The organism is Streptomyces sp. EDA2-14 (assembly GCF_054963755.1).
In genome coordinates, this window is record NZ_JBUEGE010000025.1 from 87,663 (window position 1) to 114,651 (window position 26,989).

General features: G+C 71.7%; 25 protein-coding genes and 1 riboswitch. Of the genes, 19 read left to right on the forward strand and 6 right to left on the reverse strand.

Annotation, left to right across the window (positions count from 1 at the left end):
* The first annotated feature begins 110 nt into the window (after nt 1–110).
* Both ACY34M_RS37600 and ACY34M_RS37605 read left to right on the forward strand, forming a co-directional pair.
* A complete protein-coding gene (locus ACY34M_RS37600; RefSeq protein ID WP_462722772.1) occupies nt 111–2,507 on the forward strand; it encodes a DUF3289 family protein in 2,397 nt (798 codons plus the stop codon).
* Nucleotides 2,494–3,093 carry a hypothetical protein gene (locus ACY34M_RS37605; protein ID WP_462722771.1) on the forward strand — a complete coding sequence of 200 codons (600 nt, stop codon included), beginning with the start codon at nt 2,494–2,496 and terminating at the stop codon, nt 3,091–3,093. The genes ACY34M_RS37600 and ACY34M_RS37605 overlap by 14 nt, the downstream gene beginning before the upstream one ends.
* Before the next feature lie 68 nt (nt 3,094–3,161).
* Here the strand turns inward: ACY34M_RS37605 and ACY34M_RS37610 are convergent, their stop codons facing one another.
* On the reverse strand, nt 3,162–3,470 hold the full coding sequence (locus tag ACY34M_RS37610; RefSeq protein ID WP_462722770.1) for a GNAT family N-acetyltransferase: 309 nt from the start codon (nt 3,468–3,470) through the stop codon (nt 3,162–3,164).
* Nucleotides 3,471–3,568: 98 nt separating this feature from the next.
* The gene (locus tag ACY34M_RS37615) at nt 3,569–4,084 is read right to left on the reverse strand and encodes a carboxymuconolactone decarboxylase family protein (RefSeq protein WP_462722769.1); all 516 of its coding nucleotides are present in this window, start codon (nt 4,082–4,084) and stop codon (nt 3,569–3,571) included.
* Nucleotides 4,085–4,195: 111 nt separating this feature from the next.
* Here ACY34M_RS37615 and ACY34M_RS37620 point away from each other — a divergent pair, with 111 nt between their 5' ends.
* From ACY34M_RS37620 to ACY34M_RS37630, 3 genes are all read left to right on the forward strand, one after another.
* Nucleotides 4,196–5,185, forward strand: coding sequence for a pirin family protein (locus tag ACY34M_RS37620; RefSeq protein WP_462722768.1), 990 nt, complete (start codon nt 4,196–4,198; stop codon nt 5,183–5,185).
* An 85-nt stretch (nt 5,186–5,270) separates the two neighbouring features.
* Nucleotides 5,271–5,609, forward strand: a complete 339-nt coding sequence (locus tag ACY34M_RS37625) for a GNAT family N-acetyltransferase (protein ID WP_462722767.1) — start codon at nt 5,271–5,273, stop codon at nt 5,607–5,609.
* Nucleotides 5,610–5,773: 164 nt separating this feature from the next.
* Complete coding sequence (locus tag ACY34M_RS37630) at nt 5,774–6,445, forward strand: hydrolase (protein WP_462722766.1); 672 nt, start codon at nt 5,774–5,776, stop codon at nt 6,443–6,445.
* A gap of 41 nt (nt 6,446–6,486) precedes the next feature.
* Here ACY34M_RS37630 and ACY34M_RS37635 read toward each other — a convergent pair whose 3' ends face one another.
* From ACY34M_RS37635 to ACY34M_RS37650, 4 genes are read right to left on the reverse strand one after another with little or no spacing between them, the layout of a single operon-like run.
* A complete protein-coding gene (locus ACY34M_RS37635) occupies nt 6,487–7,743 on the reverse strand; it encodes a CaiB/BaiF CoA transferase family protein (protein ID WP_462722765.1) in 1,257 nt (418 codons plus the stop codon).
* Nucleotides 7,743–8,909, reverse strand: a complete 1,167-nt coding sequence (locus tag ACY34M_RS37640; protein WP_462722764.1) for an acyl-CoA dehydrogenase family protein — start codon at nt 8,907–8,909, stop codon at nt 7,743–7,745. Before ACY34M_RS37640 ends, ACY34M_RS37635 begins: the two co-directional genes overlap by 1 nt.
* A 7-nt stretch (nt 8,910–8,916) precedes the next feature.
* Nucleotides 8,917–9,771: an HpcH/HpaI aldolase/citrate lyase family protein gene (locus tag ACY34M_RS37645; RefSeq protein WP_462722763.1), complete on the reverse strand. Its 855-nt coding sequence runs from the start codon at nt 9,769–9,771 to the stop codon at nt 8,917–8,919.
* Entirely contained in the window at nt 9,768–10,337 is a 570-nt protein-coding gene (locus tag ACY34M_RS37650) for a MaoC family dehydratase (protein ID WP_462722762.1), read from the reverse strand. Before ACY34M_RS37650 ends, ACY34M_RS37645 begins: the two co-directional genes overlap by 4 nt.
* Nucleotides 10,338–10,449: 112 nt before the next feature.
* Here ACY34M_RS37650 and ACY34M_RS37655 point away from each other — a divergent pair, with 112 nt between their 5' ends.
* The 14 genes from ACY34M_RS37655 to ACY34M_RS37720 all read left to right on the forward strand — a co-directional run bounded on the left by ACY34M_RS37655 (nt 10,450) and on the right by ACY34M_RS37720 (nt 26,988).
* Nucleotides 10,450–11,181, forward strand: a complete 732-nt coding sequence (locus tag ACY34M_RS37655; RefSeq protein WP_462722761.1) for an IclR family transcriptional regulator — start codon at nt 10,450–10,452, stop codon at nt 11,179–11,181.
* A gap of 304 nt (nt 11,182–11,485) precedes the next feature.
* A complete protein-coding gene (locus ACY34M_RS37660) occupies nt 11,486–12,808 on the forward strand; it encodes an MFS transporter (RefSeq protein WP_462722760.1) in 1,323 nt (440 codons plus the stop codon).
* 71 nt (nt 12,809–12,879) lie between these two features.
* The gene (locus ACY34M_RS37665; RefSeq protein WP_462722759.1) at nt 12,880–14,055 is read left to right on the forward strand and encodes an NAD(P)/FAD-dependent oxidoreductase; all 1,176 of its coding nucleotides are present in this window, start codon (nt 12,880–12,882) and stop codon (nt 14,053–14,055) included.
* 112 nt (nt 14,056–14,167) lie between these two features.
* Nucleotides 14,168–15,013 (forward strand): prephenate dehydratase, encoded by an 846-nt coding sequence (locus tag ACY34M_RS37670; RefSeq protein ID WP_462722758.1) that lies wholly within the window; start codon nt 14,168–14,170, stop codon nt 15,011–15,013.
* A 122-nt stretch (nt 15,014–15,135) separates the two neighbouring features.
* Nucleotides 15,136–15,951 carry a class I SAM-dependent methyltransferase gene (locus ACY34M_RS37675; RefSeq protein ID WP_462722757.1) on the forward strand — a complete coding sequence of 272 codons (816 nt, stop codon included), beginning with the start codon at nt 15,136–15,138 and terminating at the stop codon, nt 15,949–15,951.
* Nucleotides 15,952–16,109: 158 nt separating this feature from the next.
* Nucleotides 16,110–16,323, forward strand: a riboswitch (cobalamin riboswitch).
* Between the two features lie 88 nt (nt 16,324–16,411).
* Nucleotides 16,412–17,917: an ABC transporter substrate-binding protein gene (locus ACY34M_RS37680; protein WP_462722756.1), complete on the forward strand. Its 1,506-nt coding sequence runs from the start codon at nt 16,412–16,414 to the stop codon at nt 17,915–17,917.
* A gap of 4 nt (nt 17,918–17,921) precedes the next feature.
* Nucleotides 17,922–18,869 (forward strand): ABC transporter permease, encoded by a 948-nt coding sequence (locus tag ACY34M_RS37685; protein ID WP_462722755.1) that lies wholly within the window; start codon nt 17,922–17,924, stop codon nt 18,867–18,869.
* Nucleotides 18,869–19,693 carry an ABC transporter permease gene (locus tag ACY34M_RS37690; RefSeq protein WP_462722754.1) on the forward strand — a complete coding sequence of 275 codons (825 nt, stop codon included), beginning with the start codon at nt 18,869–18,871 and terminating at the stop codon, nt 19,691–19,693. Before ACY34M_RS37685 ends, ACY34M_RS37690 begins: the two co-directional genes overlap by 1 nt.
* A complete protein-coding gene (locus ACY34M_RS37695; protein ID WP_462722753.1) occupies nt 19,690–21,231 on the forward strand; it encodes an ABC transporter ATP-binding protein in 1,542 nt (513 codons plus the stop codon). Before ACY34M_RS37690 ends, ACY34M_RS37695 begins: the two co-directional genes overlap by 4 nt.
* A 140-nt stretch (nt 21,232–21,371) precedes the next feature.
* On the forward strand, nt 21,372–22,562 hold the full coding sequence (locus ACY34M_RS37700) for an amidohydrolase family protein (protein ID WP_462722752.1): 1,191 nt from the start codon (nt 21,372–21,374) through the stop codon (nt 22,560–22,562).
* 128 nt (nt 22,563–22,690) lie between these two features.
* Nucleotides 22,691–23,476 carry an IclR family transcriptional regulator gene (locus tag ACY34M_RS37705; protein WP_462722751.1) on the forward strand — a complete coding sequence of 262 codons (786 nt, stop codon included), beginning with the start codon at nt 22,691–22,693 and terminating at the stop codon, nt 23,474–23,476.
* Between the two features lie 133 nt (nt 23,477–23,609).
* On the forward strand, nt 23,610–25,331 hold the full coding sequence (locus ACY34M_RS37710) for a hypothetical protein (RefSeq protein ID WP_462722750.1): 1,722 nt from the start codon (nt 23,610–23,612) through the stop codon (nt 25,329–25,331).
* Entirely contained in the window at nt 25,328–25,996 is a 669-nt protein-coding gene (locus tag ACY34M_RS37715; protein WP_462722749.1) for a hypothetical protein, read from the forward strand. Before ACY34M_RS37710 ends, ACY34M_RS37715 begins: the two co-directional genes overlap by 4 nt.
* On the forward strand, nt 25,993–26,988 hold the full coding sequence (locus tag ACY34M_RS37720; protein WP_462722748.1) for a dipeptidase: 996 nt from the start codon (nt 25,993–25,995) through the stop codon (nt 26,986–26,988). The genes ACY34M_RS37715 and ACY34M_RS37720 overlap by 4 nt, the downstream gene beginning before the upstream one ends.
* Nucleotide 26,989 lies beyond the last annotated feature (1 nt).

Below are 26,989 nucleotides of genomic sequence, written 5' to 3' on the forward strand. Positions count from 1 at the left end.
TCAGAAAGCCATCACCGTCCCCTGCTAGCTTCTCCGTTCGACCGGCGAAGTGCCGTGAAACGGGGGCTGCTTCGCGACGCCTGGTAAGTCTGGATACATGGGGGAACACCATGCGCAGACGCGTCACCATGCCACTCAGCGCGTTATTACTCCTGCTCGGGACCGCGGCACCCGCGGTCGCGGGCAACGACGAGGACACCCCTCCCGGGAAGACCATCTACCGGGACAACGCGGTCGACGTCTCCTACCGGCAGCTCGCTGCGGACGATCCGCAGTGGGGCAAGGTGCCGCGGGAGCTGCGCGAGAAGTCGGCCGACGGTTCGTACATCGCGCAGCTCCAGATCAAGAACATCTCGAAGCGCGAGATCACCGACTGGTCCCTGACGTTCGAATTGCCGGACACGATCACGGCCACCGGGTCGGCGAAGCTGGACGGCGAGCAGGGCGGGCGCACCACGATCCAGGGCGACCCGGCGCACAAGGACATCGAGCCGGGCGCGACCTCGACCCTCTGGTACCGCGCGAAGGCCGGGGGCGCGGCACACGCCCCGGCCTGGACGAGCTTCGCGAAGAACGGGGCGCGGCCGACGAAGGACACCGACGGCGACGGGCTCCCGGACGACATGGAGCAGCGCGCCGGGCTCGACCCGAAGAAGAAGGACACGGACGGCGACGGCCTGGCCGACTTCGTCGAACTGGGCAACGGCAGCGACCCGTTGAAGGCGGACAGTGACGGCGACGGGGTCCGTGACGGCAAGGAGGACCCGGACGGCGACAAGGTGTCGAGCGAGCGCGAGGTGGGGCTCAAGACCTCGCCCGTGCGGGCGGACACCGACGGCGACGGACTGGACGACGGCAAGGAACTGGCCCGGCACACCGGGCCGGCCAACCCCGACACCGACGGCGACGGCGTGCAGGACGGCCACGAGACACGGATCGGGTCCGACCCGCGTGCCGCGGAGTCCACATTCGACGTGACGCGGTCGGCGGACGGCGGCGCCACCACTGCCTCGGCCACCATCAAGGGGCTGCGCGCCAAGCAGGTGCCGACGTTCTCGGTCACCGAACTGCCGGCCGACCAGCGGCAGTTCCCCAAGTCCACTCCGGGCTACGTGGGCAACGGGTATGCCTTCGCGGTCGACGGCGCGTTCGACGAGGCGAAGATCTCCTTCGAGGTCGACCCGAAGCACGCCGCCGGGGCGGACTTCGAGCCGGCCGTCTACGGCTACGACGAGAAGTCCCAGCGACTGGTCAAGCTCCCGGACCAGCACCTCGACGGTGCCACCATCACGGCCACCACCAGCAGCTTCTCCAAGTACACCGTCCTCGACAGCCGGGTCTTCGACAAGGTGTGGGACCGCACCCTCCGCACGGGCTCCACCCCGGCGGCCGACCGGTCGAAGGACACCGACAAGGACGGCCTCAGCGACTACGACGAGCAGCAGATGCGGGCCGGGAAGCTCGTCCGGGGCAACGGTGTGCCGGTGGGCGCGATGGACCCCGGGAACCCGGACACCGACGGTGACTCGGTCAAGGACGGCAAGGAGGTCCAGGTCGTCACCGCGCAGTCGACCTACGCCAAGCTGACCTCGAATCCGCTGAAGCGCGACACGGACGGCGACGGCTCCCGCGACGGCGCCGACCGGCGCCCGCTCGTCTCCGACGAGGTGAACATGCTGATCCACCAGTCCGCGAACCGGGAGGGCCGGCGCAAGGAGCCCGACCCCGACCACTTCCAGGTGCCGCCGAGCCGGCAGGTGGCGGACGACCTGACGTTCAACGACTACGACTGGGACGAGTTGACTGACCTCAGCTGGGACTTCTGGAACGCCTCGATCACGCCCGAGTTCCTGATGTGGGCGGAGTTCAACGACATCATGAACTTCGGCAAGCTCGGCGCGGACACCGACAACCAGCAGACGGTGGACGATCTGCGCAACGCCTTCCGCTACGGCCACAACGGGGAGAGCGCGGGCTCCGTCTCGGTCGACGACGACTACGATCCCACCCGCTTCCAGCAGGTCGGCTCCGGCGGCGCCCTGTCCCGTGCGGTCGCGGCATCACCGCAGGAGCAGAGCTACATCGACAAGGCCAAGCAGATCATCGTCCAGAACATCACGGACAACGACGGTGTGACGGAGCAGTTCGAGGTCGAGGACGACCTGAACAAGAACCTGCTGTACCAGCTGTTCAAGAACCAGGGCGTGCAGTACCCGGTCTACGACTTCTCCCTGACCGATGCCAATCAGCGGGCGCTCTCCATCGCCATCCACCAGTTCCACGGGCACACGATCGAGCTGAGGGACTACAAGGTCACCGGAAACACCTTCTCCGGCAAGCTGCTGTTCCACTCCTACGACCACTTCGGTCTCGACCCGGACGACGAAGTCACCAACTACGGCTTCATCGACTGGTTTACGCTGCAGCACTATGAGCGGTTCGACGGGAAGTACGCCCCGCCGATCGCGGTGGCGGATGTCGAAGTACCCATCAGTGGCTCCTTCTGACGCCCTCGATGCGGAGCGCCGCCGACGGCGGCTCCCGCCGGGCCGGGTCCTGCTCGTCGCACTGCTCGTCGTGACGGCGCTCTACCTGGCCTGGCGGGTCGTCGTCATCGGCGTGCTGGAGACGCATTTCGGCAGCGGGTACGACACGCGGCGCTTCGACACACTCCAGTCGCGGTTCGACCACCGGCAGGCCGCCTTCTCGGAGGCCGACGCCCGGATGCGCGAGCTGGTGGCCGCCCACCCGCACGCCGAACGGATCGGCTGGAGCCTGGCGCTGATCTGCGTACGCGACGAGGGGCGGGCGGCCGACTCCTGCAAGCCGACGACCGCGCGGGACCGGGCGACGTACGAGGACCTGCGGGGCGTCGACGTCGTCGTGCGTCAGTCGAAGGACGAGGGGCGTACGTTCTTCCGCTTCTACGGTGACGATCCGCCGCGCTACACGATCATGCACGCGTCCGCGGACACGGACGTGGAGGCGTACGCGGACGACCGCGGCTTCCGGAGCACCCGCTCCCTGGAGCCGGGGTGGACGATCCTCGGACCGATCCCCGACGTGGGCCGTGAGGACCGTCAGTGGCAGTAGGGACGGACCGTGCGGTCCGGGTGGGTCTCACAACCCGCCGGGACCGTACGGCCGTTCGTGCGTGACGGTCAGTCCTCGACCTTGCTGCGGCTCTGGTAGGCGAGGTCCTGGTAGTCGGGGTGCCGGGCCATCCATCCGGAGATGAACGGGCACACCGCGAGCACCCTCAGTCCGTCCGCCCGCGCGGCGTCCAGGGCGGCGCGGGCCAGCGCGGAGCCCACGCCCTGCCCGTTGTACTGCGGGTCGACCTCGGTGTGGGTGAAGACGACCAGGCCGCTCTCCTTGGTGCGCATGTACTCGGCGAATCCCGCGTGCTGCCCGTCGACACGCGCCTCGTAGCGGTTCTCGTCGGGGGAGTCGGTGATCTCGATGGCCATCGTGGGCCCTCCATGTCGTGCTGTCCGGTGTGCTGACCGGTGTGCTGTCGGTTGTGGCTCGGGTTGTGTGCGTAGTTTGGCGCAGTGAGGTGGTGCGGTCACTGGACCGCCGGGCTCGGCATGGCGGCCTGGCGCACGGGGTGCTTGCTGAGGATGGAGACCCGGTTGAAGGCGTTGATGGTGATCGACGCCCAGATCGCGGCGGAGATCTCGGCGTCGTCGAACACCTCCCGGGCCGCGGCGTACGCCGACTCCTGCGCGAGGGCGTCGTCCGGATGCGTGACCGTCTCGGCCAAGGCGAGCGCCGCCCGCTCCCGGTCGGTGAACACGTCCGTGTCCCGCCACCCCGGCAGGACGCCCAGGCGCAGCGGGGACTCTCCGTCGCGCAGGGCGGCGCGGGTGTGCAGGTTGAGACAGAAGGCGCAGCCGTTGATCTGGGACACGCGTATGTTGATCAACTCCAGTAGGGCGGGCTCCAGGCCGGCCTCGGCGGCCGTGGCGCGCACCGTCTCGGAGGCGTGCCGGAAGGCCTGGTACGCGTCCGGGGACTGCTTGTCGACGAAGACGCGGCGCCGGTCGCGTGTGCCGGTGGTGGTCGCTGTGCTGCTGCTCATGGTCGAGCCCTCCCTCGTTCGTGGCCGCCGACGGAGTGGCGGTCCACGCCAATATAGTTTACCTTTCAATCACCTTGCTACGGGGAAGATCCACAGAGGGGGCAGAGCATCATGGCCGCAGACCGGCAGACGCCGACCGACACGGGCCGCACGACCGTGACGCCGGATCAGGGAACCGACGGCGGGAGGCGGGTGGAGGTGATGCCGGCCCGCGAGGTACCGCTCGGCGGCCCGCGGGCGATGACAGTACGGCGCACTCTTCCGCAGCGCTCTCGGAGCCTGATCGGCGCGTGGTGCTTCGCCGACCACTACGGGCCGGACGCCGTCTCCGCCACCGGCGGGATGGACGTGGCGCCGCACCCGCACATCGGCCTGCAGACGGCGAGCTGGCTGTTCGACGGGGAGATCGAGCATCGCGACAGCCTGGGCACCCACGCCATGGTGCGACCGGGCGAACTGAACCTGATGACCGCCGGGCGGGGCATCAGCCACTCCGAGGTCTCCACCCCGGACACCACGATCCTGCGCGGTATCCAGCTCTGGATCGCGCTCCCGGACGAGCACCGCGACGTGGCGCCGGCGTTCCGGCACCACGCCCCCGCCGCCGTCGCCCTGGACGGGGGAGAGGCCCGGGTCTTCCTCGGCACGCTGGCCGGAGACACCTCGCCGGTCCCCGCGTACTCCCCACTGCTCGGCGCGGAGATCGTGCTCGAACCGGGCGCGCACATCACCCTCGCGGTGAACCCGGCCTTCGAACACGGGGTACTGGTCGACGAAGGGCCGGTGCGGGTCGACGGAACCCCCGTTCCCGGCGGAGAGCTGGGCTACCTCGCTCCTGGCGGCGACACGATCACCCTCACCAACGACGCGAGCGGTCCGGCGCGGCTTCTGCTGCTGGGCGGTACGCCGTTCGGCGAGGAGATCGTGATGTGGTGGAACTTCATCGGCCGCAGCCACGAGGACGTCGTCGAGGCCCGGACGGACTGGGAAGCCGCCGCCGACCGCTTCGGCACGGTCACCGGCTACCCCAGCAACCGCCTGCCGGCCCCCGAACTGCCCAACAGCAGGCTCAAGTCACGCGGCAACCACACGCCGCGCTGACCCCGCAGATCCGCACCAACGCTTCAACGCGCCAGTACACCGACACACCAGGGCCATCCCTGCAGAGCACTAGGAGCCAAGCGACATGACATCTGCCACCACTCCGGTCGTGGAACACCGTCCCGACGAGCAGCGCTACGTCATCACCGTCGACGGCGAACTGGCCGGTTTCACCGAGTACCGCGACCGCGGCGAGCAGCGGGTCTTCTTCCACACCGAGGTCGACGACCGCTTCGCCGGGCAGGGCCTGGCCTCGATCCTGGTGACCGAGGCCCTGGCCGACGTCCGCGCCGGCGGCAAGCGAGTGGTCCCGGTCTGCCCCTACTGGGCCAAGTACGTCAAGAAGCGCGCGGAAGAGACGGCCGACGTCGTGGACCCGGTGCGGCCCGAGGTCCTCGACTGGCTGCGGGGCCTGCTCGGCTGAACGGGGAACGTGCCGATCGGGGGACGTGCTGAACGGGGGACGCCTTCCTTTTTCGGCCTTCGTCGACGCGCCGCAGAAAGCCTTCGGCCGGGCCCGCCCGGCCGTCGGTACGCTCGGACCGCCAACGCCGTGACCATGGCCCAGACGCGAGAAGGGAACACGGCATGACCGCCGACGCCGCCCCCATCAAGACCGCCCCCGAGCCCGTGCGGGACACCACCGCCGACCATCTGCTCACGCCGGACAATTGCGCCGTGGTCTTCATCGACTACCAGGAGGGCCAGTACGCCACGATCGGCTCGGCCAGCCGGGAGGAGATCGACCTCGGCGCCATCACCCTGGCCAAGCTGGCGCGCGCGTACGAGATCCCGACGGTGCTGTCCACCGTGGCCGTCGGCATGGGCGTCAACCGGGCCACGGTCCCGGAGATCACCGACGAGCTGCCGGACGTTCCCGAGATCGACCGCACGGGTGTCAACTCCTGGGAGGACGCGGACTTCCGTGCGGCCGTCGAGGCGACCGGCCGCAAGAAGATCGTGATGGCCGGGCTGTGGACGGAGGTCTGCCTCGCCTTCCCCACGCTGGACATGCTCCGCGAGGGCTTCGAGATCTACCCCGTCGTCGACGCCGTCGGCGGCGTCTCCCCGGTCACCCACGCCACGGCGATCGAACGGATGACGCAGGCCGGCGCGCAGCCGATCACGTCGCTGGCCTTCGGCTGCGAACTGATGCGCAACTGGGCCCGCCCGGACGCCGACCTGTACCGGGTCGTCATCAACGACTACTTCCAGCGCAAGCAGGCCATCGGCGACAAGACGGGAACCCTGTTCCAGTAACCCGACCGCACGGCGCCCCGATGGGTACGAACCCTGCGGGCTCAGTCGGACGAAGGGGGAGGCCCGGAGGCGTCCCGTGCCACCACCGCACCTGCCGCCAGCGCCTCCGCGATCTCCTCCGCCGTGCAACCGGCCGCCGCCAGTACCTCCCTGGTGTCGCCGCCCGCCGGGCTCGGCGGTGGCGCCGCCCGGCCGGGGGTGCGGGTCAGTTTGATGGGGACGCCGACGCCCCGGTAGCCGTCCTGTTCGACGACCAGATCGCGGTGGCGTACCTGGGGTGCGGTCATGGCCTCGGCGATGTCGTGGACCGGTGATGCCGGTACGCCTCTGGCGAGGAGCTGTTCCGAGAGGTCGGCGCGGTGACGGCGCGCGATGCGGTCGGTGAGGATCGCGCGGAGCTCCGCCACGTTGCGCACGCGGTCGGGGTTGGTCGCGAAGCGCGGGTCCGTGGCGAGGGCGGGTTCGCCCAGCACGTCGGCGAGCGCCGCGAACTGGCGGTCGTTGCCCGCGCCGATGAAGAACAGTCCGTCGAGCGTGGCGAAGTTCTCGTAGGGGGCGATGGTCGGGTGCGCGGAGCCGGTGCGGGCCGGGACGCGGCCGTCGGCCAGCCAGGACGCCGAATGGGGGTGGAGGAGGCTGATGACGGTGTCGAGGAGGGTGGTGTCGACGAGCTGGCCGTGTCCCGAGCGCTGTCGTTCGTGGAGGGCGAGCAGGATTCCGGAGAAGGCGAGGATGCCGGTGACCTGGTCGACGACGGGGACGCCGATGCGCAGCGGCGGGCCGTCCTGTTCTCCGTTGATGCTCATCAGACCGCCGTACGCCTGGAGTACGGCGTCGTAGCCGGGCAGTGCGCCGAGGGGGCCGTCGGTGCCGAAGCCGGTGATACGGCAGTGGATCAGGGCCGGCCAGCGCTCGCGGATCACGTCGTCGGGGTAGCCCCAGGCGGCGAGGGTGCCGGCCTTGAAGTTCTCCACCACGACGTCGGCGTCGGCCATGAGGGTGCCCAGGATGGTGCGGCCCTGGTCGGTGGCCAGGTCGACGACGATGTTCTTCTTGCCGCGGTTGACGTTCGCGTAGTACGCGCTGGTGTCCTCGGTGAGGAACGGCGGGCCCCAGCGGCGGGTGTCGTCGCCGGCCGGGGACTCGACCTTCACGACCGTGGCGCCGTGGTCGGCGAGCATCTGGGTGCACAGCGGGCCGGCGAGAACCCGGGAGAGGTCGAGGACCTTCACCCCGGCCAGCGCGCCGGGCGTACGGGAGTCGGGCGCGGTCCCGGGTGCGTTCGCGGGTTCGCTCATCAGTAGGACCTCGGCAGACCGAGCACGTGCCGGGCGACGTAGTTGAGGACCATCTCCTGGCTGACGGGGGCCAGGCGCATCAGGCGCGACTCCCGGAAGTACCGCTCGACGTGGTACTCCTTCGCGTATCCCATGCCGCCCAGCGTCTGCACGGAGACGTCGGCGGCCTGGAAACCGGCGTCGGCGCACAGCCACTTGGCCATGTTCGCCTCGCGGGCGCAGTGCTGCCCCCAGTCGTAGCGCCAGGCGGCGTTTCGGGCCATGAGCCGTGCGGCGTCGAGCCGGGTGAGCGCCTCGGCCAGCGGGAAGGCGATGCCCTGGTTGCGGCCGATGGGCCGGTCGAAGACGACCCGGTCCTTGGCGTACTGGGTCGCCACGTCCAGGGCGGCGCGGCCGATGCCGAGTGCCTCGTGGGCGAGCAGGATCCGTTCGGGGTTGAGGCCGTCGAGGAGGTAGCGGAAGCCCTGTCCCTCCTCGCCGATCCGGGCGGTTGCGGGGACGCGCAGACCGTCGATGAAGATCTCGTTGGAGGCGACGGCGTTGCGGCCCATCTTGGGGATCGGCCGGATGTCCATGGCGGTGCGGTCGATGTCGACGAGGAAGACGGAGAGCCCGTCGGTGGGCTTGGCGACCTGGTCGCGCGGCGTGGTGCGGGCCAGCAGCACCATCTTCTGCGAGTCCCCGGCCTTGGTGATCCAGATCTTGCGGCCGTCGATGACGTAGTGGTCGCCGTCGCGGCGGGCGAACGTGGAGACCCGGGTGGTGTCGGTGCCTGCGTCGGGTTCCGTGACGCCGAAGCACACGTGCAGATCGCCGGTGACCGCGTGCGGCAGGACCTCGCGCCGCAGCCGCTCACTGCCGTGCTTGGCCAGGACGTTGAGCCCGAAGATGGTCAGGTGCATGGTGCTGCAGCCGTTCATGCCCGCGCCGGAGGCGGCCACCTCCTCCAGCAGCAGAGCGGCTTCCAGGACTCCGAGACCACCGCCTCCGTACTCCTCGGGGACGGCGATGCCGAGCCAGCCGGCCTTGGCGAACGCCTCGTAGAACTGCCAGGGGAATGCGGCGTTTTGGTCCTGCTGCGCCCAGTATTCGGGGCTGAAGGACCGGGCCAGGTCGCGGACTCCCGCCTGGATGTCCTGCTGTTGCGCGGTCAGTTCGAAGTCCATGGAGCTGTCACTTCCTCGTGTGGTGGTCTGCGGTGTCCTGGAGCGGTTCGTCGTCGGACGGTTCCAGGGCGGCGAGCACCGAGCGGGCGTGGGCCAGGACGGGGGCGTCGACCATGCGGCCCTCGTACCGGAAGACGGCGCCGTGGGTCTCGGCCGCCGCCAGGACCTCACGGGCCCAGCGGCCCTCGGCCTCCGTGGGCGCGAACGCGGCGCGGATCGGGGCCACATGACCGGGGTGGATGCACGCCTTGGCGCGAAAGCCCACGGCCGCGGCGTCCTCGGCCTCGACCGCGAGGCCGTCGAGGTCGGGGATGTCGAGATGGACGGCGTCGACGGCGTACTTGTGGGCCGCGGTCGCGGCGAGCAGGATCTGTGCCCGCGCCTGGAGGACCACACCGCGGTAGCCGCCGTCCGGGCCCCGGCTGGAGCGTCCGCCCAGATCGGCGATCAGGTCCTCGCCGCCCCACATGAGCCCCGCGCAGTTGTCCGTGCGCGCGAGGGACTCGGCGGCGAGCACGCCGGCCGCCGTCTCGCACAGGGCGAGGACGGTGCGCGGCGCGCAGGCGCGCACGTCGGCCGCGGAGCCCGCCTTGGGGAGCATCACCATGGTGTGTGCGGGCAGCGCCGCCAGATCGTCCTCACCCCATGGTGTGTCGAGGGCGTTGATCCGTACGAAGGTGCGGGCCGGGTCGAGGTGGGGGAGCGCCCGCAGGACGGACTGCCGGGCGCGGTCCTTGTCCGCGGGAGCCACGGCGTCCTCCAGATCGAGGACGACGCTGTCCGCGCGGGCGGCGGCCTTGGCGTAGCGGTCCGGCCGGTCGCCGGGGCAGAACAGCAGGGCGGGACCCTTGAGCACGCTCATCGGCCCTCTACCGCCCGGGAGCCTGCCGGGACGCGGCGCATCAGGGCCACGCGCCGGACGACCGCGACGAGTTCGCCGCGCTGATTGCGGCCCCGGTGCTCGAAGGTGACCACGCCGTTGTCCGGGCGCGAGGCGGACGCGCGCTTGGCGACGACCTCGGTCTCGGCGTAGAGGGTGTCGCCGTGGAACACCGGCGCGGGGAAGGTGACCTGCTCGAAGCCGAGGTTGGCGACCGTCGTGCCCTGGGTGAGCTGGCCGACGCTGAGACCCACGACGGTGGAGAGCGTGAGCAGGCTGTTGACCAGGCGTTGGCCGAACTCCGTAGCGGCGGCGGCGTGTTCGTCCAGGTGGAGGCTCTGGGGGTTCATGGTCAGCGTGGTGAAGAACGTGTTGTCGGCTTCGCCGAGGGTGCGTCCGGGCCGGTGCGCGTACCGCACGCCCGGTTCCAGTTCCTCGAAGTACAGCCCGCGCTGGGTGATCTCGGTGGGCAACTCGGTGGGCAACTCAGTGGGCCGACCGGTGTGCTGCTCGGTGTGCATGACGATGTCCGTTCGTATTTGCGTCATCGCGTTCGCAGATACGATCAACGTAGGCGTGCGGGTGCGGGCGGTCAAGGGTCGACCGGGAGCTTCGGGGCCGGATAGAGTTCGTAGATACGAACCGAGAGGGAGAGTCGCAGTGGCCGAGACCGTCGCCAAGGCGCACCGGACCGTCAGCCGGGTGACCGACATCCTCGAGATCGTCGCGCAGCGGGACGGCGCCCGCATGCACGAACTGTCCACCGCCCTCGACGCCCCGAAGTCCTCGGTCTTCGGGCTGGTCAAGGGCCTGGTGTCGACGGGGTACCTGGTCGAGGAGAGCGGCGTCTACACGCTCGGCCCCGCGCTCACGAACCTGCTGTCGCAGCCGTCCCTGGACGTGGCCGGGGCCGCGCAGCTCAGCCTCGACGCACTGCGCGAGCGGTTCCAGGAGACCGCGATGCTCGGCGTGGCAGTCGGTGACTCGGTCGTGTACCTGGCCTCCGCCGAATCGCAGCAGCTGATCCGGTACTCGGCGCCGATCCGTGTCCGCCGCCCGCTGTACCCGCCGAGCGCGGGCAAGGTCATCCTGGCGTACCGGGCCGCGGCGCAGCGCGATGCGTACCTGCGCGCAGCGCTTCCGGACCCGGAAGCCCGCCAGGCGGCGCTGGACGAACTCGCCGCCGTGCGCGCCGACGGTGTGGCCTTCAATCGCGGCGAGACGCTTCCCGATGTCAGCGCGGCGGCCCGCCCGGTCCTCGTCCAAGGCGGGGTGCGTGGCGTCATCTCCGTCGCCGGTCCCACGCAGCGCATCGCGGAGCACCTGCCCGCCATCGCGGACGCGCTCACCGGCGCGGTGGCCGCCGTGGCGGCGCGCCTCGGCGACCGCTAGCCACCGCTCGCCCCCTCGGTCTCGGCCCCCTTTCCGCCGGGGCGCGGCTCTCGCGCCCCGGTGCGTCGGCATGCCGCGACGCACCCTCAATGTCCGGACCCCGCACGGGCATTGCGCCGTACCGACTCCTTGACGCCTTCTTCGACGCTCGCCTAGCCTTCGCATATCCGAGTCATAGTTCGTATATAAGAACCATCTCATTTCTGAACGACTGTCTGGTCCCGCTCCGGGACTCCCACTCCTCCGGGCTCCGACGCACCGCCGGCACGGTCCGCGTCCGGCTCGGCACCGAAAGAAGAGGGACATGGCACGTACGCTCGACGAAGAGCGCACCACCGCCTCGCGGGCGCCGAAAGGTGTGCGCTCGGCCGTCATCGCGGGTTCCGCGATGGAGTGGTTCGACTTCTACCTCTACGCTTCGATGGCAGCCCTGGTGTTCGGGAAGGTGTTCTTCCCCGCCGGGGAACCCGCGCTGGCGACCATGGCCGCGCTCGGCACCTTCGCCGTGGGATTCTTCGCCCGCCCCGTCGGCGGCATCGTGTTCGGCATGATGGGCGACCGGCTGGGCCGCAAGAAGGTGCTGTCCCTGACGTTCACCCTGATGGGAGCGTCGTCCGCCTGCATCGGCCTGCTCCCGAGCTACGCCTCCATCGGCGTCATGGCACCGGTCCTGCTCATCCTGCTGCGCCTGCTCCAAGGCCTCGGCGCGGGCGCCGAGTTCGGTGGTGCGATCGCCGTGGCGTACGAGCACGCGGACACCGCGTCGCGCGGCCGGCAGGGCTCCTGGCCCGCGCTCGGGGTCAACGTCGGCCTGCTCGCCTCGTCCCTCACCGTCGCCGCCCTCACCAGCATGAACGACGACTTCCTCTACAGCATCGGCTGGCGGATCCCGTTCGTCCTGAGCTTCCTCCTCGTCGGCATCGGCCTGTGGGTACGCCGCAACCTGCCCGAGACACCCGCCTTCCAGGAGATGACACACGAGGAACGGGCCCGGCCCGTGCGGAAGAAGAACCCGCTCATCCAGCTGTTCAAGACGGACTGGCGGGGCCTCGCCGTCGTCATGGCCATCACCATCGGCTACAACGGCGTCAGCTACACCTTCAAAACATTCTCGCTGTCCTATCTCACCGACTTCCAGGGTGTCTCGGCCAGCGTCGGCGCCCTGGGGATCAGCATCGCCAGCTGCTGCTCACTCGTCACGGTGCCCCTGGCGGGCCGACTGAGCGATGCCATCGGCTCGAAGAAGGTGGTCATCTTCAGCGCGGTGGCCACCGCGGCGCTCGCCTTCCCGTTCTTCTGGCTCCTGGACACCCGCAACAGCTGGCTGATCTGGCTCGGACTCACCCTCGCCACCGGCATCACGGTGCCCGCGCTGCTCTCCGCCCAGGGCGCCTTCCTCGCCCGCCAGTTCCCGCCCGCCGTGCGGGGGACAGGCCTGGGAACCGGGCGCGAGGTGGGCGGAGCGTTCTCCGGCGGCCTGGCACCCCTGGCCGCCTTCGCCATCGTGCAGGCCTCCCCGTCCCATGCGACCTGGGGTGTCTCGCTGCTGTTCCTCGCGGGTGCGCTGTTCATCGGCGTCGGGGCTGTCTGCGACCAGAGCCGGCGGTACAGCAGCGACCTGAACTGACCGGCTGCGACTGCCGACGCGTTAACTTGCCCACGGAAGCGTCGGACACCGAACCAAAGGCGAGCAGCACCATGGTGGACAAGCACTCAGTGATCGTCGTCGGGGCAGGCGCCTGGGGTCTGCCCGCGGCCCTGCGACTGCAGGACCGCGGCCATGCGGTCACCCTGATCGACCGCTTCGAGTCCGGTGGGCCCCTGGCCTCCAGCGGGGGCAGCAGCCGCCTGTGGCGGCTCGCGGACACCCAAGTGTGGCGGGCCCGCGCGCTGCTCGGCACGGTCGCGGCGATGGAGCGCCTCGGTGAGCGTCTCGGCGCGCCCGTGTTCCGCCGCACCGGTGTGCTCTGGCGCGACGACGCCTCGCTGCCCGACGTGACGCGGGCCCTGGAAGCCGTGGCCGCCCGGTTCGACCGGGTCACCGCCGACCGCGTCGGGGACGTCTTCCCCGGTCTGCGCCCGGACGGCCGCGACGCGCTCTTCGTCGAACAGGGCGGCGTCGTGCACGCGGACCGCCTGCTGCGCGGAGCGCTCGACGCCTTCACGGCCGCCGGTGGCACGTATCTGCCGCACCGACGCGTCCGTGCCGTCGAGCCCGGTGACACCCACGCGACCGTACGGACCGACGGAGGCGAAGCCCTCCGGGCCGACCAGGTGCTGCTCGCGGCGGGCCCTGGAACACCCGAGCTGCTGCCCGGTCTCGGACTGCGACTGACCCTGCGACCGTACGTCGAACAGGTCACGTACTTCGGAGACCCCGGCGGGACGCCGCCGGCACCCGACCTGCCCGGCCTGGTCGACTGCGGGACGGGCGGCGGACCGGGCATCTACGCCATGCCGAACGGGGAGCGCGGCTACAAAGTGGGCATCGACCACCCGCTCCGGGCCCTGGCCGGAGACACCCTGGGCGACGACCTCGAACGCCCGGTGGTCCCGGAGCGCACCGAGGCGATCCGCGCCCGCGTGGCACGTGACCTCACCGCCGTCCCGCCCCATGTCCTGGCCGGCCAGGTGTGCACCTGGACCGACTCCGGGGACGGGGACTTCGTCGTCGGCCGGACCCACCCGCGCGTGGTGCTGGCCTGCGGGGACAGCGGGGAAGGGTTCAAGTTCGCCGCGTTCATGGGGGAGTACCTCGCGGGCCTCGTCGAAGGCGGCGACGGCGAGCCCGAACTCCAGGCCCACTGGAACCCCCACCGCTTCGGGGAGAATCCGTCCATCCCGGACACCGCTTCGGCCATCGGCCGCCACTGACCGAAAAGCGCCGGATGCCCAGCCGCTGCCCGGGGAACCGAGGTGACAGGGTTGGGTCTCTTGTTGAACCCTTGCTCGACGGCAACGGCCCACCCACCGGAAGTGAACCCCTGTGACCAGCATCGCGTACCAAGGCGAACACGCCTCCAATTCGGCGACCGTCGCCCAGACGTTGTTCCCGGGGAGCACGGAACTGCCCTGCGTGAGCTTTGAACAGGCGCTGGACGCGGTGACGTTGGGCTCCGCCGACCTGGCGGTGATCCCGGTGGACAACTCCACGGCCGGTCGCGTCGCCGACGTGCACCACCTCCTCCCGGAGTCCGGCCTGTTCGTCGTCGGCGAGTACTTCCACGCCATCCGCTTCGACCTCATGGGGGTGCCGGGGGCGTCGCTCGACGGCGTGGAGTGCGTCCGCAGCCACGTGCATGCCCTGGGGCAGTGCCGAAAGCTTCTGCGCGCGGGCGGCTGGCGCACGCACGTCAGCGACGACACCGCCGGGTCCGCCCGCGAGGTGGCGGAGCTGAACGACCCCCGGCACGCGGCGCTCGCCCCGCCGGCCGCGGCCGGGCACTACGGTCTCGACGTGTTGCAGGAGGGCGTCGAGGACAACCCGGACAACACCACGCGGTTCGTCATCCTGTCCCGTGACGCCGATTTCGCCCCCGTGTCCGGCGGGCCGACCATGACGAGCCTGTTCTTCGCCGTACGGAACATCCCGAGCGCCCTGTACAAAGCGCTCGGCGGCTTCGCCAGCAGCGGGGTGAACCTCACCAAGATCGAGAGCTATCAGATGGGCGCGGGCCTCAACCCGAGCTGCTTCTACGTCGAGATCGAGGGCCACCCCGACGAACCACGTATGGCCCTCGCGCTCCAGGAACTGCGCTTCTTCTCGTCCGAGGTGCGCGTCCTCGGCGTGTACCCGGCACATCCGCACCGGCTGGGGGAGCGGAACGTGTGAGGTGGCGGGCCGTGGTGGGTGCGGGTTTCCGATCTCCGGCCCCCGTTGATCACTCATGGGTTGGCGTCGGCACGGCGGGATTGTCGGTGCGGCGGACGCCGCTCCGGGGGAGGGGACGAGCGGTGCAGACGGCGTTCGACGAGTCCGAGCGGCGGACGTGGGCGGGGCGCGCCGATGCCTATGCCGCGAGTTTCGCCAAGCTCTGCGCATATCCGGTGCCCGGACTCCTCGACGCTGCCGGGGTGCGGGTCGGGGCGGGCGTGCGGGTTCTCGACGTGGGGACGGGCACGGGCACCGCTGCCGCGCTCGCCTGTGGGCGGGGAGCGAAGGTGACGGCGGTGGATGCCGAACCCGGCATGGTCGCGCGGGCCGCGCCGGCGGCTCCCGACGCCGACGTACGGCTCGCCGCGCTGCCCCATCTCCCCTTCGCGGACGACGAGTTCGACGCCGTGATCGGGAACTTCGTCCTCAACCACGTCGGGCAACCTCGGGAAGCCCTGACGGAGCTGCGCCGGGTGACGCGTCCCGGCGGGCGGACAGCCGTCACCATCTGGGGAGTTCCCGCCGCCTCCGGGCAGACGCTCCTGGGGCGAGCCGTCGAGGCGGCAGGCGTCACCCGCCCCGCACACCTGCCGGGTCTCGCCCCCGGGGACGACTTCCTGCGTACGGAACAAGGCTTCGCAGCGTTGCTCGGCGAGGCGGGTCTGAAGGACGTCGTCAGTGACACCGTGACCTGGGACCACCGGACGACGCCCGAGGAATGGTGGAGCGGACCGGCCGCCGGAGTGGCGACGATCGGCCAGATCGTGACGAGCCAGCCCTCGGCGGTCATCGACGAGATCAGGCACCACTTCGATTCACTGTGCGCGGAGTTCACCGACCCGGACGGCGCACTGGTCCTGCCTCATGCGGCCCTGATTGCACACGGGCGGGCCTGACCCTCATGACGAATTGGACTTCGGTCCGGCCTCCGTGGAGGACCTGAACAGCCTGGTCCGGAAGGCAGCGACCGGCGCATGACGCCCATCGTGCAGGGGGGGCGATCTGGTACGCGGCGGGAGAGGTGTTCTGCCGCCACCGGAAGACGGCCGTCGTGTGACGCCCACCGGGTACAGGTGTCTCTTGCCACGTGCGCCACAATGGGCGCACGAGGCGACGGGGGCCAGGAAGCCGGTGTGAATCCGGCGCGGTCCCGCCACTGTGACCGGGAAGCGATCCTCCCGCACGCCACTGCCCGCGCGAGCGGACGGGAAGGCGGAGGCGAGCGGCGATCCGGGAGCCAGGAGACTGACCCGTCGTCGGTCCAACAGCAGGGGCGAGGACACCCCGGAGAGGATCGATGTGACGACGCATGTCCGGACGCAACCGGAGCGGCGATCGCAACCTGGCAGGCGTGGCGTGCTGGCAGGAGGGGGCGCCCTGGCACTGGCCGGCACCGGTCTGCTCAGCGGCTGCGGCGGTGACACGAAGGACGGCGGAGGCGGCGACCGGTTCCGCGCGGCGTTCACCTCCGGCGGATCCGGGGAGACGCTGGACCCGCACGTCGCCCCGAACTTCGTCGACCAGGCGCGCGCCAAGGCCCTGTACGACACCCTCGGCACGTACGCGGACGACATGTCGGTCCGCAAGCGGCTCGCGGAGTCCTGGGAGAGCGACGCGTCCGGCACGCGGTGGCGCGTCCGTCTGCGCGCGGCACAGTTCCACGACGGAAAGCCGGTCACGGCCAAGGACGTTCTCTACAGCTACCGTCGCGCCGCCGACCCCAAGACCGGCTCGCCCTCGCAGGTGCTGCTCTCCGCGATCGACTTCACCGCCAGCAAGGCCGACGGCGCGCGCGATGTCGTGCTGGTCCTGAAGGCACCGAACTTCGAGTTCCCCACCGTCTTCGCGGGCCCCGGTACCGAGATCGTCCCCGACGGGACGACCGACTTCCGCAAGCCGGTCGGCTCCGGGCCCTTCACCTACGTCTCGTTCACGCCCGGCGGCACTGCCCGCTACCGGCGCTGGGCGGACCACTGGGACGGCGCCCCGCACATCGCCGAGCTGGAGATCGTCCCCGCGAACGAGGAGTCGGCGCGGCTCAACGCCCTGCTGTCCGGGCAGGTGCACTACGGGGCCGACATGGCCGGAGCCTCCGTGGAGCGGTTGAAGAAGGACGGCTCCACGCGACTGCTGACCGCGAAGCGCGCGACCGCGCAGCAACTGCTCCTGCGCACGGGACGCAAGCCGTTCGACGACTCCCGCCTGATACGCGCCGTGCAACTGGGCATCGACCGCGAGGCGTTGGTCCGGATCGCGCTCGCCGGGCACGGTGAGACCGGCAACGACCTGTTCGGGCTCGGCCTGCGCGGCTACCCGGACGACCTCAAGCCCCGCGAGCGCGATGTCGACGAGGCCCGCAGGCTCGTCAAGGAGGCGGGCGCCCACGGGCTGCGCGTCACCGTGGAGACCAGCTCCGTCGACGCCGCCTGGGAACCGGCCGTCGAGCTGATGGCACGGCAACTGCGCGAAGTGGGCCTGAAGGTGTCCGCCAACACCCGCGCCTCCAGTACCTACTTCAGCGAGATCAGGACCAAGGGGGTGGCCGCCTTCAACACGACCTCCACCCTGCCCGTCTCCGACTTCCTGCAGCAGCGGGTGCGCGGCGGGGCCGCCCGCAACCAGACCCAGTACGCCTCGAAGAAGTTCGACACCCTCCTGGACCGGGCCCGCACCACCCGCGACGAACAGGAGCGGCTGCACCTGCTCGCGCGCGCCCAGAAGATCGCCCGCGAGGAGTCAGGACTTCTGGTGTGGGCGTTCTCCGACGCCAACGACGCCATCGCCCGCACGGTGAGCGGCCTGCGCGCCGCGCCACCGAACTCGCACGACTGGGCCCGCTTCGACCGCGTCCGCGTCGGCTGACGGCGTGCGCGCCTACATCGCCCGACGCTGCCTGCTCGCCCTCGTGCAGTGCCTGGTGGTGCTCGTCGCCGTGTTCGCCGTCGGTACGCTGCTGCCCGGCGACACGGCGGACGTGCTCCGCGGTGAACTCGGCACCCCCGAACAAGTCACGGCGCTGCGCGAGCAGTTGGGTCTCGACGAACCGGCCTGGACCCGCTTCGGACACTGGCTCGGGCACCTGCTCACCGGCGAGCCGGGGCAGTCCCTCACCACCGGACTCCCGGTCGGCGACGACATCGGCCGCCGTGTCGGTGTGACGCTCCTGATCGGCCTCCCGGCGCTGGTCCTCGTCACCGTGCTCGCCCCGCTCGTCGGCACGGTGTCGGGCCTGCGCGAGGGCAGCCGCGTGGACCGCGCCCTGAACGCGGCGGCGGTTGTGCTGCACGCGGTACCGGAGTTCGTGCTCGGGCTGCTGCTGGTCGCCTCGCTGTCATTGTGGGCAGGCCTGCTGCCCGCCACCGCCGTCGGCATGGACACGGGCGCACTGCTCGCGCAGCCCGCCGCCCTGGTGCTGCCGGTCGTCGTACTGACGGCACGTCACGTGTGCGATCTGGCACGGCAGATACGCGTCGGGGTCGCGGCGGAGCGGCACGGCGCGGTCGCCGAACACCTGCGGCTCCTCGGCGTACGCGAGCGGACCGTGGTGCTGCGACACGTACTGCCGGGAGCGCTCGGCCCGGCGGCGCAGCAGTACGCCCGCTGCGTGGAAGGGCTCCTCGGCGGCGCCGTACTGGTGGAGGCCGTGTTCGGATTCAGCGGCCTCGGCAACGGTTTCGTCGAGGCGGTCCAGAACCGTGACCTGCCCCAAGTGCAGACGTACGCGCTGCTGTTCGCCGGTACGGCCGTGATCGTGAATCTGCTGGGCGACCTGGTCGCACACCGCCTCGCTCCCCGCCGCGAGGTGACGGCGTGATGGCGACCGTCACCGGGACCGGGACGCCGGTCGGGCGCCGACCGTGGATCGCCCTGATCGCGTTGGGCGTTCCCGTACTGCTCGCCCTGCTCGGCCCGTTGGTGGCCGGGTCCGAGGCGCCCCGGCCGGGCGCGCTGCCGTCGCAGGCTCCCGGCGCGGGGCATCCGCTGGGCACGGACGTGCTGGGCCGCGACGTGCTCGCGCTCGTGCTGCGCGGCGGCGCGTCGGTGGTGGGCAGCGCCCTGGCCGCACTCGTGGTGGGGACGGTGCTCGGGGTTCCGCTGGGCCTGCTCGCGGCGGGCCCAAGTCGCCTCGTCGACGAGACGGTGATGCGCACCCTGGACCTGCTCCTCGCCTTCCCCGGCCTGCTGGTGCTGATGACACTGGCGGCGACCGGCCACCGCCACTGGTTGTGGCTGATGACCGTCGCCGGGGTGCTCCAAGTCCCCGCCGTTGCACGCCTGGTACGAGGTGCGGCCCTCGCCCCCGGCTCCCGTACGGTCGTCGAGGCCCTGCGGATGCAGGGGCACGGCTGGACGTACATCCATCTGCGCCATCTGGCGCGGGAGTTGGCGGCGCCGCTGGCCACCGACGCGGGCGGCCGGTTCCCGGTCGTGCTGTACCTGCTGGCGTCCGCCAACTTCCTCGGCCTCGGACTGCCCGCCTCCTCGCCGGACTGGGCGGTCCTCATCGAGCGCAACAGCGCCGCCCTGTTCACCCAGCCCGCCGCCGTGCTCGTGCCCGCGGGGCTGCTCACGCTGCTGTGCGTCGGGGGCAACCTGCTCGTCGACCGGACGCTCGCGCGCCGCAGGAGGACCACGTGACCGGGCCCGTCGCCCCACCGCTGCTGGACGTCCCGTCGGTGTCGGCGCACGCTGAGGGGGCTCCGCTCCTCGAAGGGGTGGGACTGACCGTACGGGCGGGCACCGTGGTCGCGGTCGTCGGCCCCTCCGGAAGCGGCAAGACCACACTGGGCCTGGCCGCGCTCGGCGCCTCGCGCGGCTCCGTGCGTCTGAGCGGACGCGTACGGCTTGAGGGCGAGGAACTGCTGGCGCTCGACCCGGCGGGACGCCGCTCGGCGCGGGCGGGCCGCGTCGCCCATCTGCCCCAGCACCCCGAATCCGTACTCGACCCGGTCCGCAGGGTCGGCGCCGTCCTCACGGAACTGGCCGCGCTCGGCCACACGGGACGCGCTGCCCGGAAGACGGCCGCGGCGAACGCGCTGGCCGTCGCGGGACTTGACCGGGACGGCGTACGTCGCCGCTTCCCGCACCAGCTCTCCGGCGGCCAGCAGCAGCGACTGGCCCTGGCGTCCGCCCTGGTGACGGGCGCACGCCTGCTCGTCCTCGACGAACCCACCAGCGGCCTCGACCCCGCCCTCGCACAGGACCTCGGCCGCACGCTCCGCGGCCTCGCGGACGACGGCGCAGCAATCCTGCTGCTCAGCCACGACCTGCCGTTGGTGCGCAGGACGGCGGACCGGGTTGTCGTGCTGGAGCACGGACGGGCCGTGGACGACGGGCTCACGGGCGACGTCCTCGGCCCTCTCGCAGCCGCACCCACACGACACGAGGCCACCCGCAGGCTCCTCGCGGCGGAACACCGCACGAGCGCGGCGAGCCGAGCGGCGCTACAGGGTGAGGGCTCGACCTCCGTACCGGCAGGCGGAGTCGAGGCCCGGGATGTCGCTGTACGCCGACGGCCCGGCACCCTCCTCGCCGGACCGGTGTCGATGTCCTTCCCACCCGGCAGCAGCACCGCGCTGCTCGGACCCTCGGGCTCGGGCAAGACGACGTTCGCCCGCGTCCTGGCCGGACTGACCACGCCGACGTCCGGCGAGATCCGCGTCGACGGGGCACCGCTCCCCGCCCGGATCGATCGCCGCGGCACCGCACAGCGCCGGCTCGTCCAATACGTCCACCAGAACAGCGCGGACTCCTTCGAAGGGCACCGCCCGATCGCCGCACAACTCGGCGACACCGCACGGCTGTTGCGCGGGTTGTCGCGCGAGGAGGCGGAGGCCGAAGCGCGGAGGACCGCCGATGCGCTGGGACTGAACGGGGCGCTCCTGGACCGCACACCCGACCGGCTCTCCGGCGGCCAGCTGCAACGCTGCGCGCTCGTGCGCGCCCTGACCGCGCGGCCCGCGCTCCTGGTCTGCGACGAGGTGACATCGGCCCTGGACACGGCTTCGCGGGAGCGGGTTCTCGATGCACTGCCGGACCTCCTCGCGCCCGCCGCCACGGCGCTGCTGTTCATCAGCCACGACCTTCCCGCCGTACGCGCGGTCGCCGAGGACGTCGTGCTGTTCGACGCCGGGAGGTGCGTACGGAGGGGAGGGGCGGACGAGATGCTGCCGTGACCCGGTGGCGGAAAGGATGACATCGCGGGGCCGGAGTGGCGCGTACAACCCAGCACTCCCCGCTCTTTCTGATGTCCTGCTGTCCAGCTCCTGTCCTCCAGCCGCCGACGTTCCTCGCATGCGAAAGAGAGCCGCGTCTCATGTTGATCACTGCCGCGCAGGTCCTCGCCGGACCCGATCGTCACGCCGTCGCCGACGGGGCCGTCCTCGTACGGGAGGGCGTCATCGCCGGTGTCGGCCCGCGCGAGGAGGTCGAGCGCCAGGCGCGGCCGGACGAGCCTCGGCTCGCGTTTCCCGGCGGGACGGTACTCCCGGGCCTGATCGATGCCCATGTGCACCTCTGCTTCGACGCGGGACCGGAGCCCGTCGCCACGCTCCAGGAGCAGGACGACGAGGCGCTGTTCGCCGCGATGGCCGGGCGGGCGGGGCAGTTGCTGAGCTCCGGAGTGACGACGGCCCGCGATCTCGGTGACCGCAACGGTCTCGCGGTGCGGCTCGGCGGGGACATCCGGGAGGGCGCCGCCGTCGGTCCGCGTATCGTCTCGGCGACGATGCCCGTCACCACGCCCCGTGGCCACTGCTGGTTCCTCGGCGGCGAGGTCTCAGGCCCCGACGAGGCCCGGCGGCTCGTCCGGCGCAACGCGGAGGCCGGAGCCGGGGTCGTCAAGGTCATGGAGACCGGCGGACGGCTCACCGAGGGCGGGGCCAACAGCTGGGAAACCCAGTTCTCCCAGGCGGAGTTGGAGGCGCTCGTCGACGAGGCGCACCGCGCCGGGCTGCCCGTCGCCGCGCACGCGCACGGCGCGGACGGCATCGGCGCCGCGGTCGCGGCCGGAGTCGACACCATCGAGCACTGCACGTGGATGACGGCCGACGGATTCGAGGTCCGCCAGGACGTGCTCGACCAGATCGTCCAGCGGAACATCTACGTCTGCCCGACGATCAGCCCGCACTGGCGGATGCTGCCGAAGATCTTCGGGGCGGAGCGTGCCGAGGCCATGTTCGGCGCCGTACGCCGGACGGCCGAGGCCGGTGCGCGGATGATCGCGGGCACCGACGCGGGCGTCCAGCGCGCCGGATTCGACGGCCTGTCCGCCAGCCTCACCTTCTACGCGCACCTGGGCCTGCCCACCGACCGCATCCTCGCGATGGCCACGACGGAAGCCGCTCACGCGCTGGGCCTCGACGAGACGACCGGGCAGCTCACACCCGGCTACGGCGCGGACGTCCTCGTGGTGGCCGGCGACCCGCTCGCCGACCTGGAGGCGCTGCAGTCCGTCGAGGCGGTGTTCGCGGCGGGCAGGCGTCACGACGCGGGTGGTGAGGCGTAGCAGCCACAGCAGAAGTTGGGGGCCGCCTTACCCCCTCGGCCCCGTGATCAGGAATTAACGCGGCAGCCCCTTGTGCAACGCCCGGCCGCTACCTAAAGTCCCGCCGTCTCTCACAGAAGGACGGTGTCATGAATATTGTGACAGGCTCCGCCGGGCCCAAGGGTTCAGGCCCGGCCACGCCTCCGTTGGGCACGGTCGTCAAGATCCTCACCCTGCTGGATGTGCTGGCCGACGCCACCGAGCCCGTCCGCGTCTCGGCCCTGGCGCGGGCCATGGGCACCTCCCGGGCCGAGACCCACCGCCAACTGGTCACGCTGGAGTCCGCGGGTTGGATGGAGCAGCTCCCCGACGGCGCGTACCGGCTCACCCTGCGACCGGCCCACCTCGGGCACGCGGCGCTGCGCCAGGCCGGCATCGGCGAGCGCACCGCGCCCCTGCTGGAACACGCCGCGGAGCAGGCCGGCGAGGTCGTCAGCATCGCCGTCCTCGACACGGACACCGCCCGGGTCGTGCAGCGCGCCGAGCCCGGCCGGTCCCTGCACGCGACCCTGCTCCTGGGAGACCGGCTGAGCCTGACCTCCAGCGCCTCCGGGCGGCTGCTCGCCGCGCTGTGCTCACCGGACATCGTCGGCCCGCTGCGCGAACGCGGCGTCGCCATGCCCGACCCCGACGCGCTCGCCGTCGTCCGGGGCACCCGGTGGGCGACCTCGACCGACGACGAGGAGGACGGGCTCACCGCGCTCGCCGTCCCGCTGCACCGCCACGACGACGAGGTCGTCGCCGCGCTCAGCGTCCACGGTCCCCGCGACCGCATCGCCACGGCCCACGCGCTCGCCGTCCTGCGCCCGGCCGCCCGCGAGATCGAGTCACTCCTGCGACTCGACACCAGCGGCGCCTTCGGCCTGCACGGCTGATCCGGTCCGCGCCGGCCCCAGCGAAGGGCCGCCGCACCGTACGGGCCGGCCCCGGCCTGCGGCTTCCCGTACCGCATTCCCGCCCCCGCCCCGCGATGGGCAACCCTCACCCACCACACCACCAGGACTGTGCATGAACATGCCCTCATCCGTCCCCGACCGGGCCGACGTCCCCGAACCCGCCCCGCGCACCCCCGCCGACCTCCTGCGCCCCGAACGCCTCGCCCAACTCCCGCCCACCCGGCTCAGTGCGAGCCGCGCCCTGGTCAACCGCATGCTGGCGCAGCACTGGACGGTCGAAGCGGTCGAGTTCGCCGTCGACGACGAGGCCCGCGGCCGGGCCCGCTACCGCGTGTGGACCCCGAGCGGCCCGCTCGACTTCGTCGCCTTCTCCTTCCGGCCCCGCCTGGAGGGCCGTACCAGCCGGATCGTCGGCACCGACTGGGACATGACGGGCGCGCTCTTCGACGGCGTCGCGGACGAGGCCGACCTCGCGCACACCGAACGGGAGATGCCGAAGCTGTACGAAGGGCGGGCCACCGGCCACACCTTGGTGTGGTGCCGGTCGAACCGCAGCCTGCGCCTGTTCGAGCACGTCGTGGAAAGTCTCGCCGCGGGCCGCACGCCCGACGCCGAACGACTGTGGGAAGTCGGCTACTTGATGCGAAACACCGGCCTGGACGGCAACGGCACCTTCGGCACCCGCTCCTTCGCCGCGCTCCCCGACAACCACCCCCTGGCCACCCCGCTGCACGCCCAGATGCTCGCCGCCTACCTGATGCGGGAGTTCGCCGCCGACCTCGCCGAACACCTCGCCCGTGCCCGCAACCCGCAGGCCCACCGGTTCGACCCGGAGCTGCGACGCTGCCTGGGCCTTGGCAACGCCTCCGCGCTCGGCCTGGTCTTCTTCGCCAACAACCACCCGCGCCTCGTCGACCGCTGGCTGAGCCTGCGCGAACAGGCCCTCGACCAGGCACTGAACGCCCGGCGCGGCGCAGCGCACCTGTCCGCGATCCGCGCCGCGATCGAGCGGACCGCCCGCTTCTACGAGCAGGACCCCACGACGTACGACGCCTTCACCCCGCCCCGCACGCTGGCCCCGTCCCTGCAGCAGGCACTGACGCCGCTCGACACGGCAGCGCCGGGGGAGAGCGACGACGCACTGCCCCGGCTGTGGGCGCGGTGGACGGCCGAGCTCGACGAGCAGACCGTCGAAGTGCTCGCCGGGGTGCTCATCGACAGCGTGCCCGACCTCACCGACCCCCTCGTGGACCGGCAGCGGGTCGACGAGACGCTCACCGCTCGCCCCGAGCAGAGCGTCGGCGCCCTGCGCGACCACCTTGACGCGCACTACCGCTGGGCCCTCGACCTGGACCTGTCCGCGCCCGGCGCGCTGCGCCACGTCTGGTACAAGTCGCGCGCCGCCGAGGAGCCCCGGCGCGGGCCCCGCGACGAGGTCACCGAAGGACTCGACTGGCAGGTCAACGTGCCCCGACAGGTTCAGGCCCTCCACCGGGACCTGAGCGCGGCGCGGGCGGGCGAGAGCACCGGCGCCTTCTGCGTGCGCCATCCCGAGCACCGCGACACCGTGACCCGCGTCCAGGGCCTCTCGGACACCGTGCTGCACAGCCCGCACATGAACATCGCCGACGACGCCTTCGTCCCCGCCCACCTCGTGCGGTTCCTCAACTCCGCGGTCCACGGCCTCGACAAGACCGCCGACTCCGCCGGACGCAACGTCCTGGGCCTGCTCTTCCACGGCGCGCCCACCCGCCACGATCTCGACCTGCACGACCACGACGACTGGACGCTGCCCGCCCGCCCGGCCGGCGCGCTCCACAAGGAGACCGCATGACCACCCTCCACTCCCGGCCCGCGCCCCCGGACATCCGGGTCTCGGTGCGCGAGCTGCGCCTGATGACCGGCCGCGTCCTGCTGACCACCGCCGTCCCGCACGGCTCGGTGGCCGCCACCCGCGACCTCGTCGTCAGCGCCGAGACCCACGGCCTGGACGGCCTGGTCCACCTGCTCGACGCGCTGCCCGCGCTGCGCGCCCGCCACCTGCGGCCCCAACTGCGCGACGGCGCGGCGCAGTTCCCCGAGCCCACCGCACAGCCGCCCCTCGCGACCGCGCCCGACCTGCTCGACCTGGCGATCGCCGGTGCCCTGGACGGCGGCGCCGTGACCCTGGACGCGCCGGGCGACGACTGGGCGGTACGCGCACTGCTCCCGGCGGCCCACCGGCACGGCGTCGACCTGGAGTTCGCCACCGGCACGGTCACCGCCCGCCGTTCGCCCGCCGGACCCCGGCCCGGACCCGACGGCGCGGACCTGCGCGGGCTCACGTACGGAGTGCCGGTCGACGCTGCGCTGTGGCGGCGCTTCGTCGCGGAGGCGGAGACAGCGCTCACCCCCGACAGCCCGCTGTCGCGCACCCACGCCGGTGACTCGCTCTACGGGCCCGACGGTCGGATCCTCGCCGAGGTCGGCGAGGACGAGCCGGTGGAGCTTGCCTCATGACCGGCCCCGCCCCGCACGTCATCGACGGACTGCAGTGCGGCCCCTACGACCGCGAGGTGTTCCTCCAGCTGCGCGCGGGCGGCGTGACCTGCGCGACCGCCACCGTCGCGTTCTGGGAGGACGCGGTCGAGACCATGGACGCCCTCGCGGCCTGGCACGACCTGCTGGCCGCCAACGCCGACCTCGTCGTGCCCGTGCGGACCGCCGCCGACATCGAACGGGCGAGCACCGAGGGACGTACCGGCATCCTCCTGGGCGCCCAGAACGCCAGCCCGCTGCAGGGACGGCTCGGCTTCGTGCGGCACTTCCACGCCATGGGGCTGCGCGTCATGCAGCTGACGTACAACAACAACAACGAGTTCGGCGGATCCTGTTACGAGATGTCCGATCCGGGGCTCACCCGCTTCGGGCGCGAGGTCGTGCGGGAGATGAACGCGGCGGGCATGCTCGTCGACCTCTCCCACTCGGGCGACCGTACCCGGCGCGAGGCGATCGAGCACTCGGCGCGCCCGGTGGCGCTCACGCACGCCAACCCCCGTTCCCTGTACGACCATCCGCGCAACGCCGACGACGCCACGCTCACGGCGCTCGCCGCGCGCGACGGTGTCGTCGGACTGGCGACGTACCGGTCGATCTGCGGGCACTACGCGGGCAGCCTCGCCGACTGGTGCACGATGGTCGCCCGCACCGTCGACCTCGTCGGGGTGCGGCACGTGGCCATCGGCACCGACCTCAGCCCCAAGGCGGGCCCCGCCGAGTTCGGGTGGATGCGCCAGGGCCGCTGGACCCGCAGCGCCCAGCGCGGCGCCGACCTGAGCCCCGCCTCGACCGACAGCGAGACCCACGAGTGGCTCACCGACGCCTCCGGACTCGCTCAAGTCCTCGACGCCCTCGTCGGCGTCGGCCTCAGCACCGACGAGGCGCAGGCCGTCGTCGGCGGCAATTGGATGCGCCTCTACGCCGACGTCCTCACGGCCGACGCCGGCATCTGAA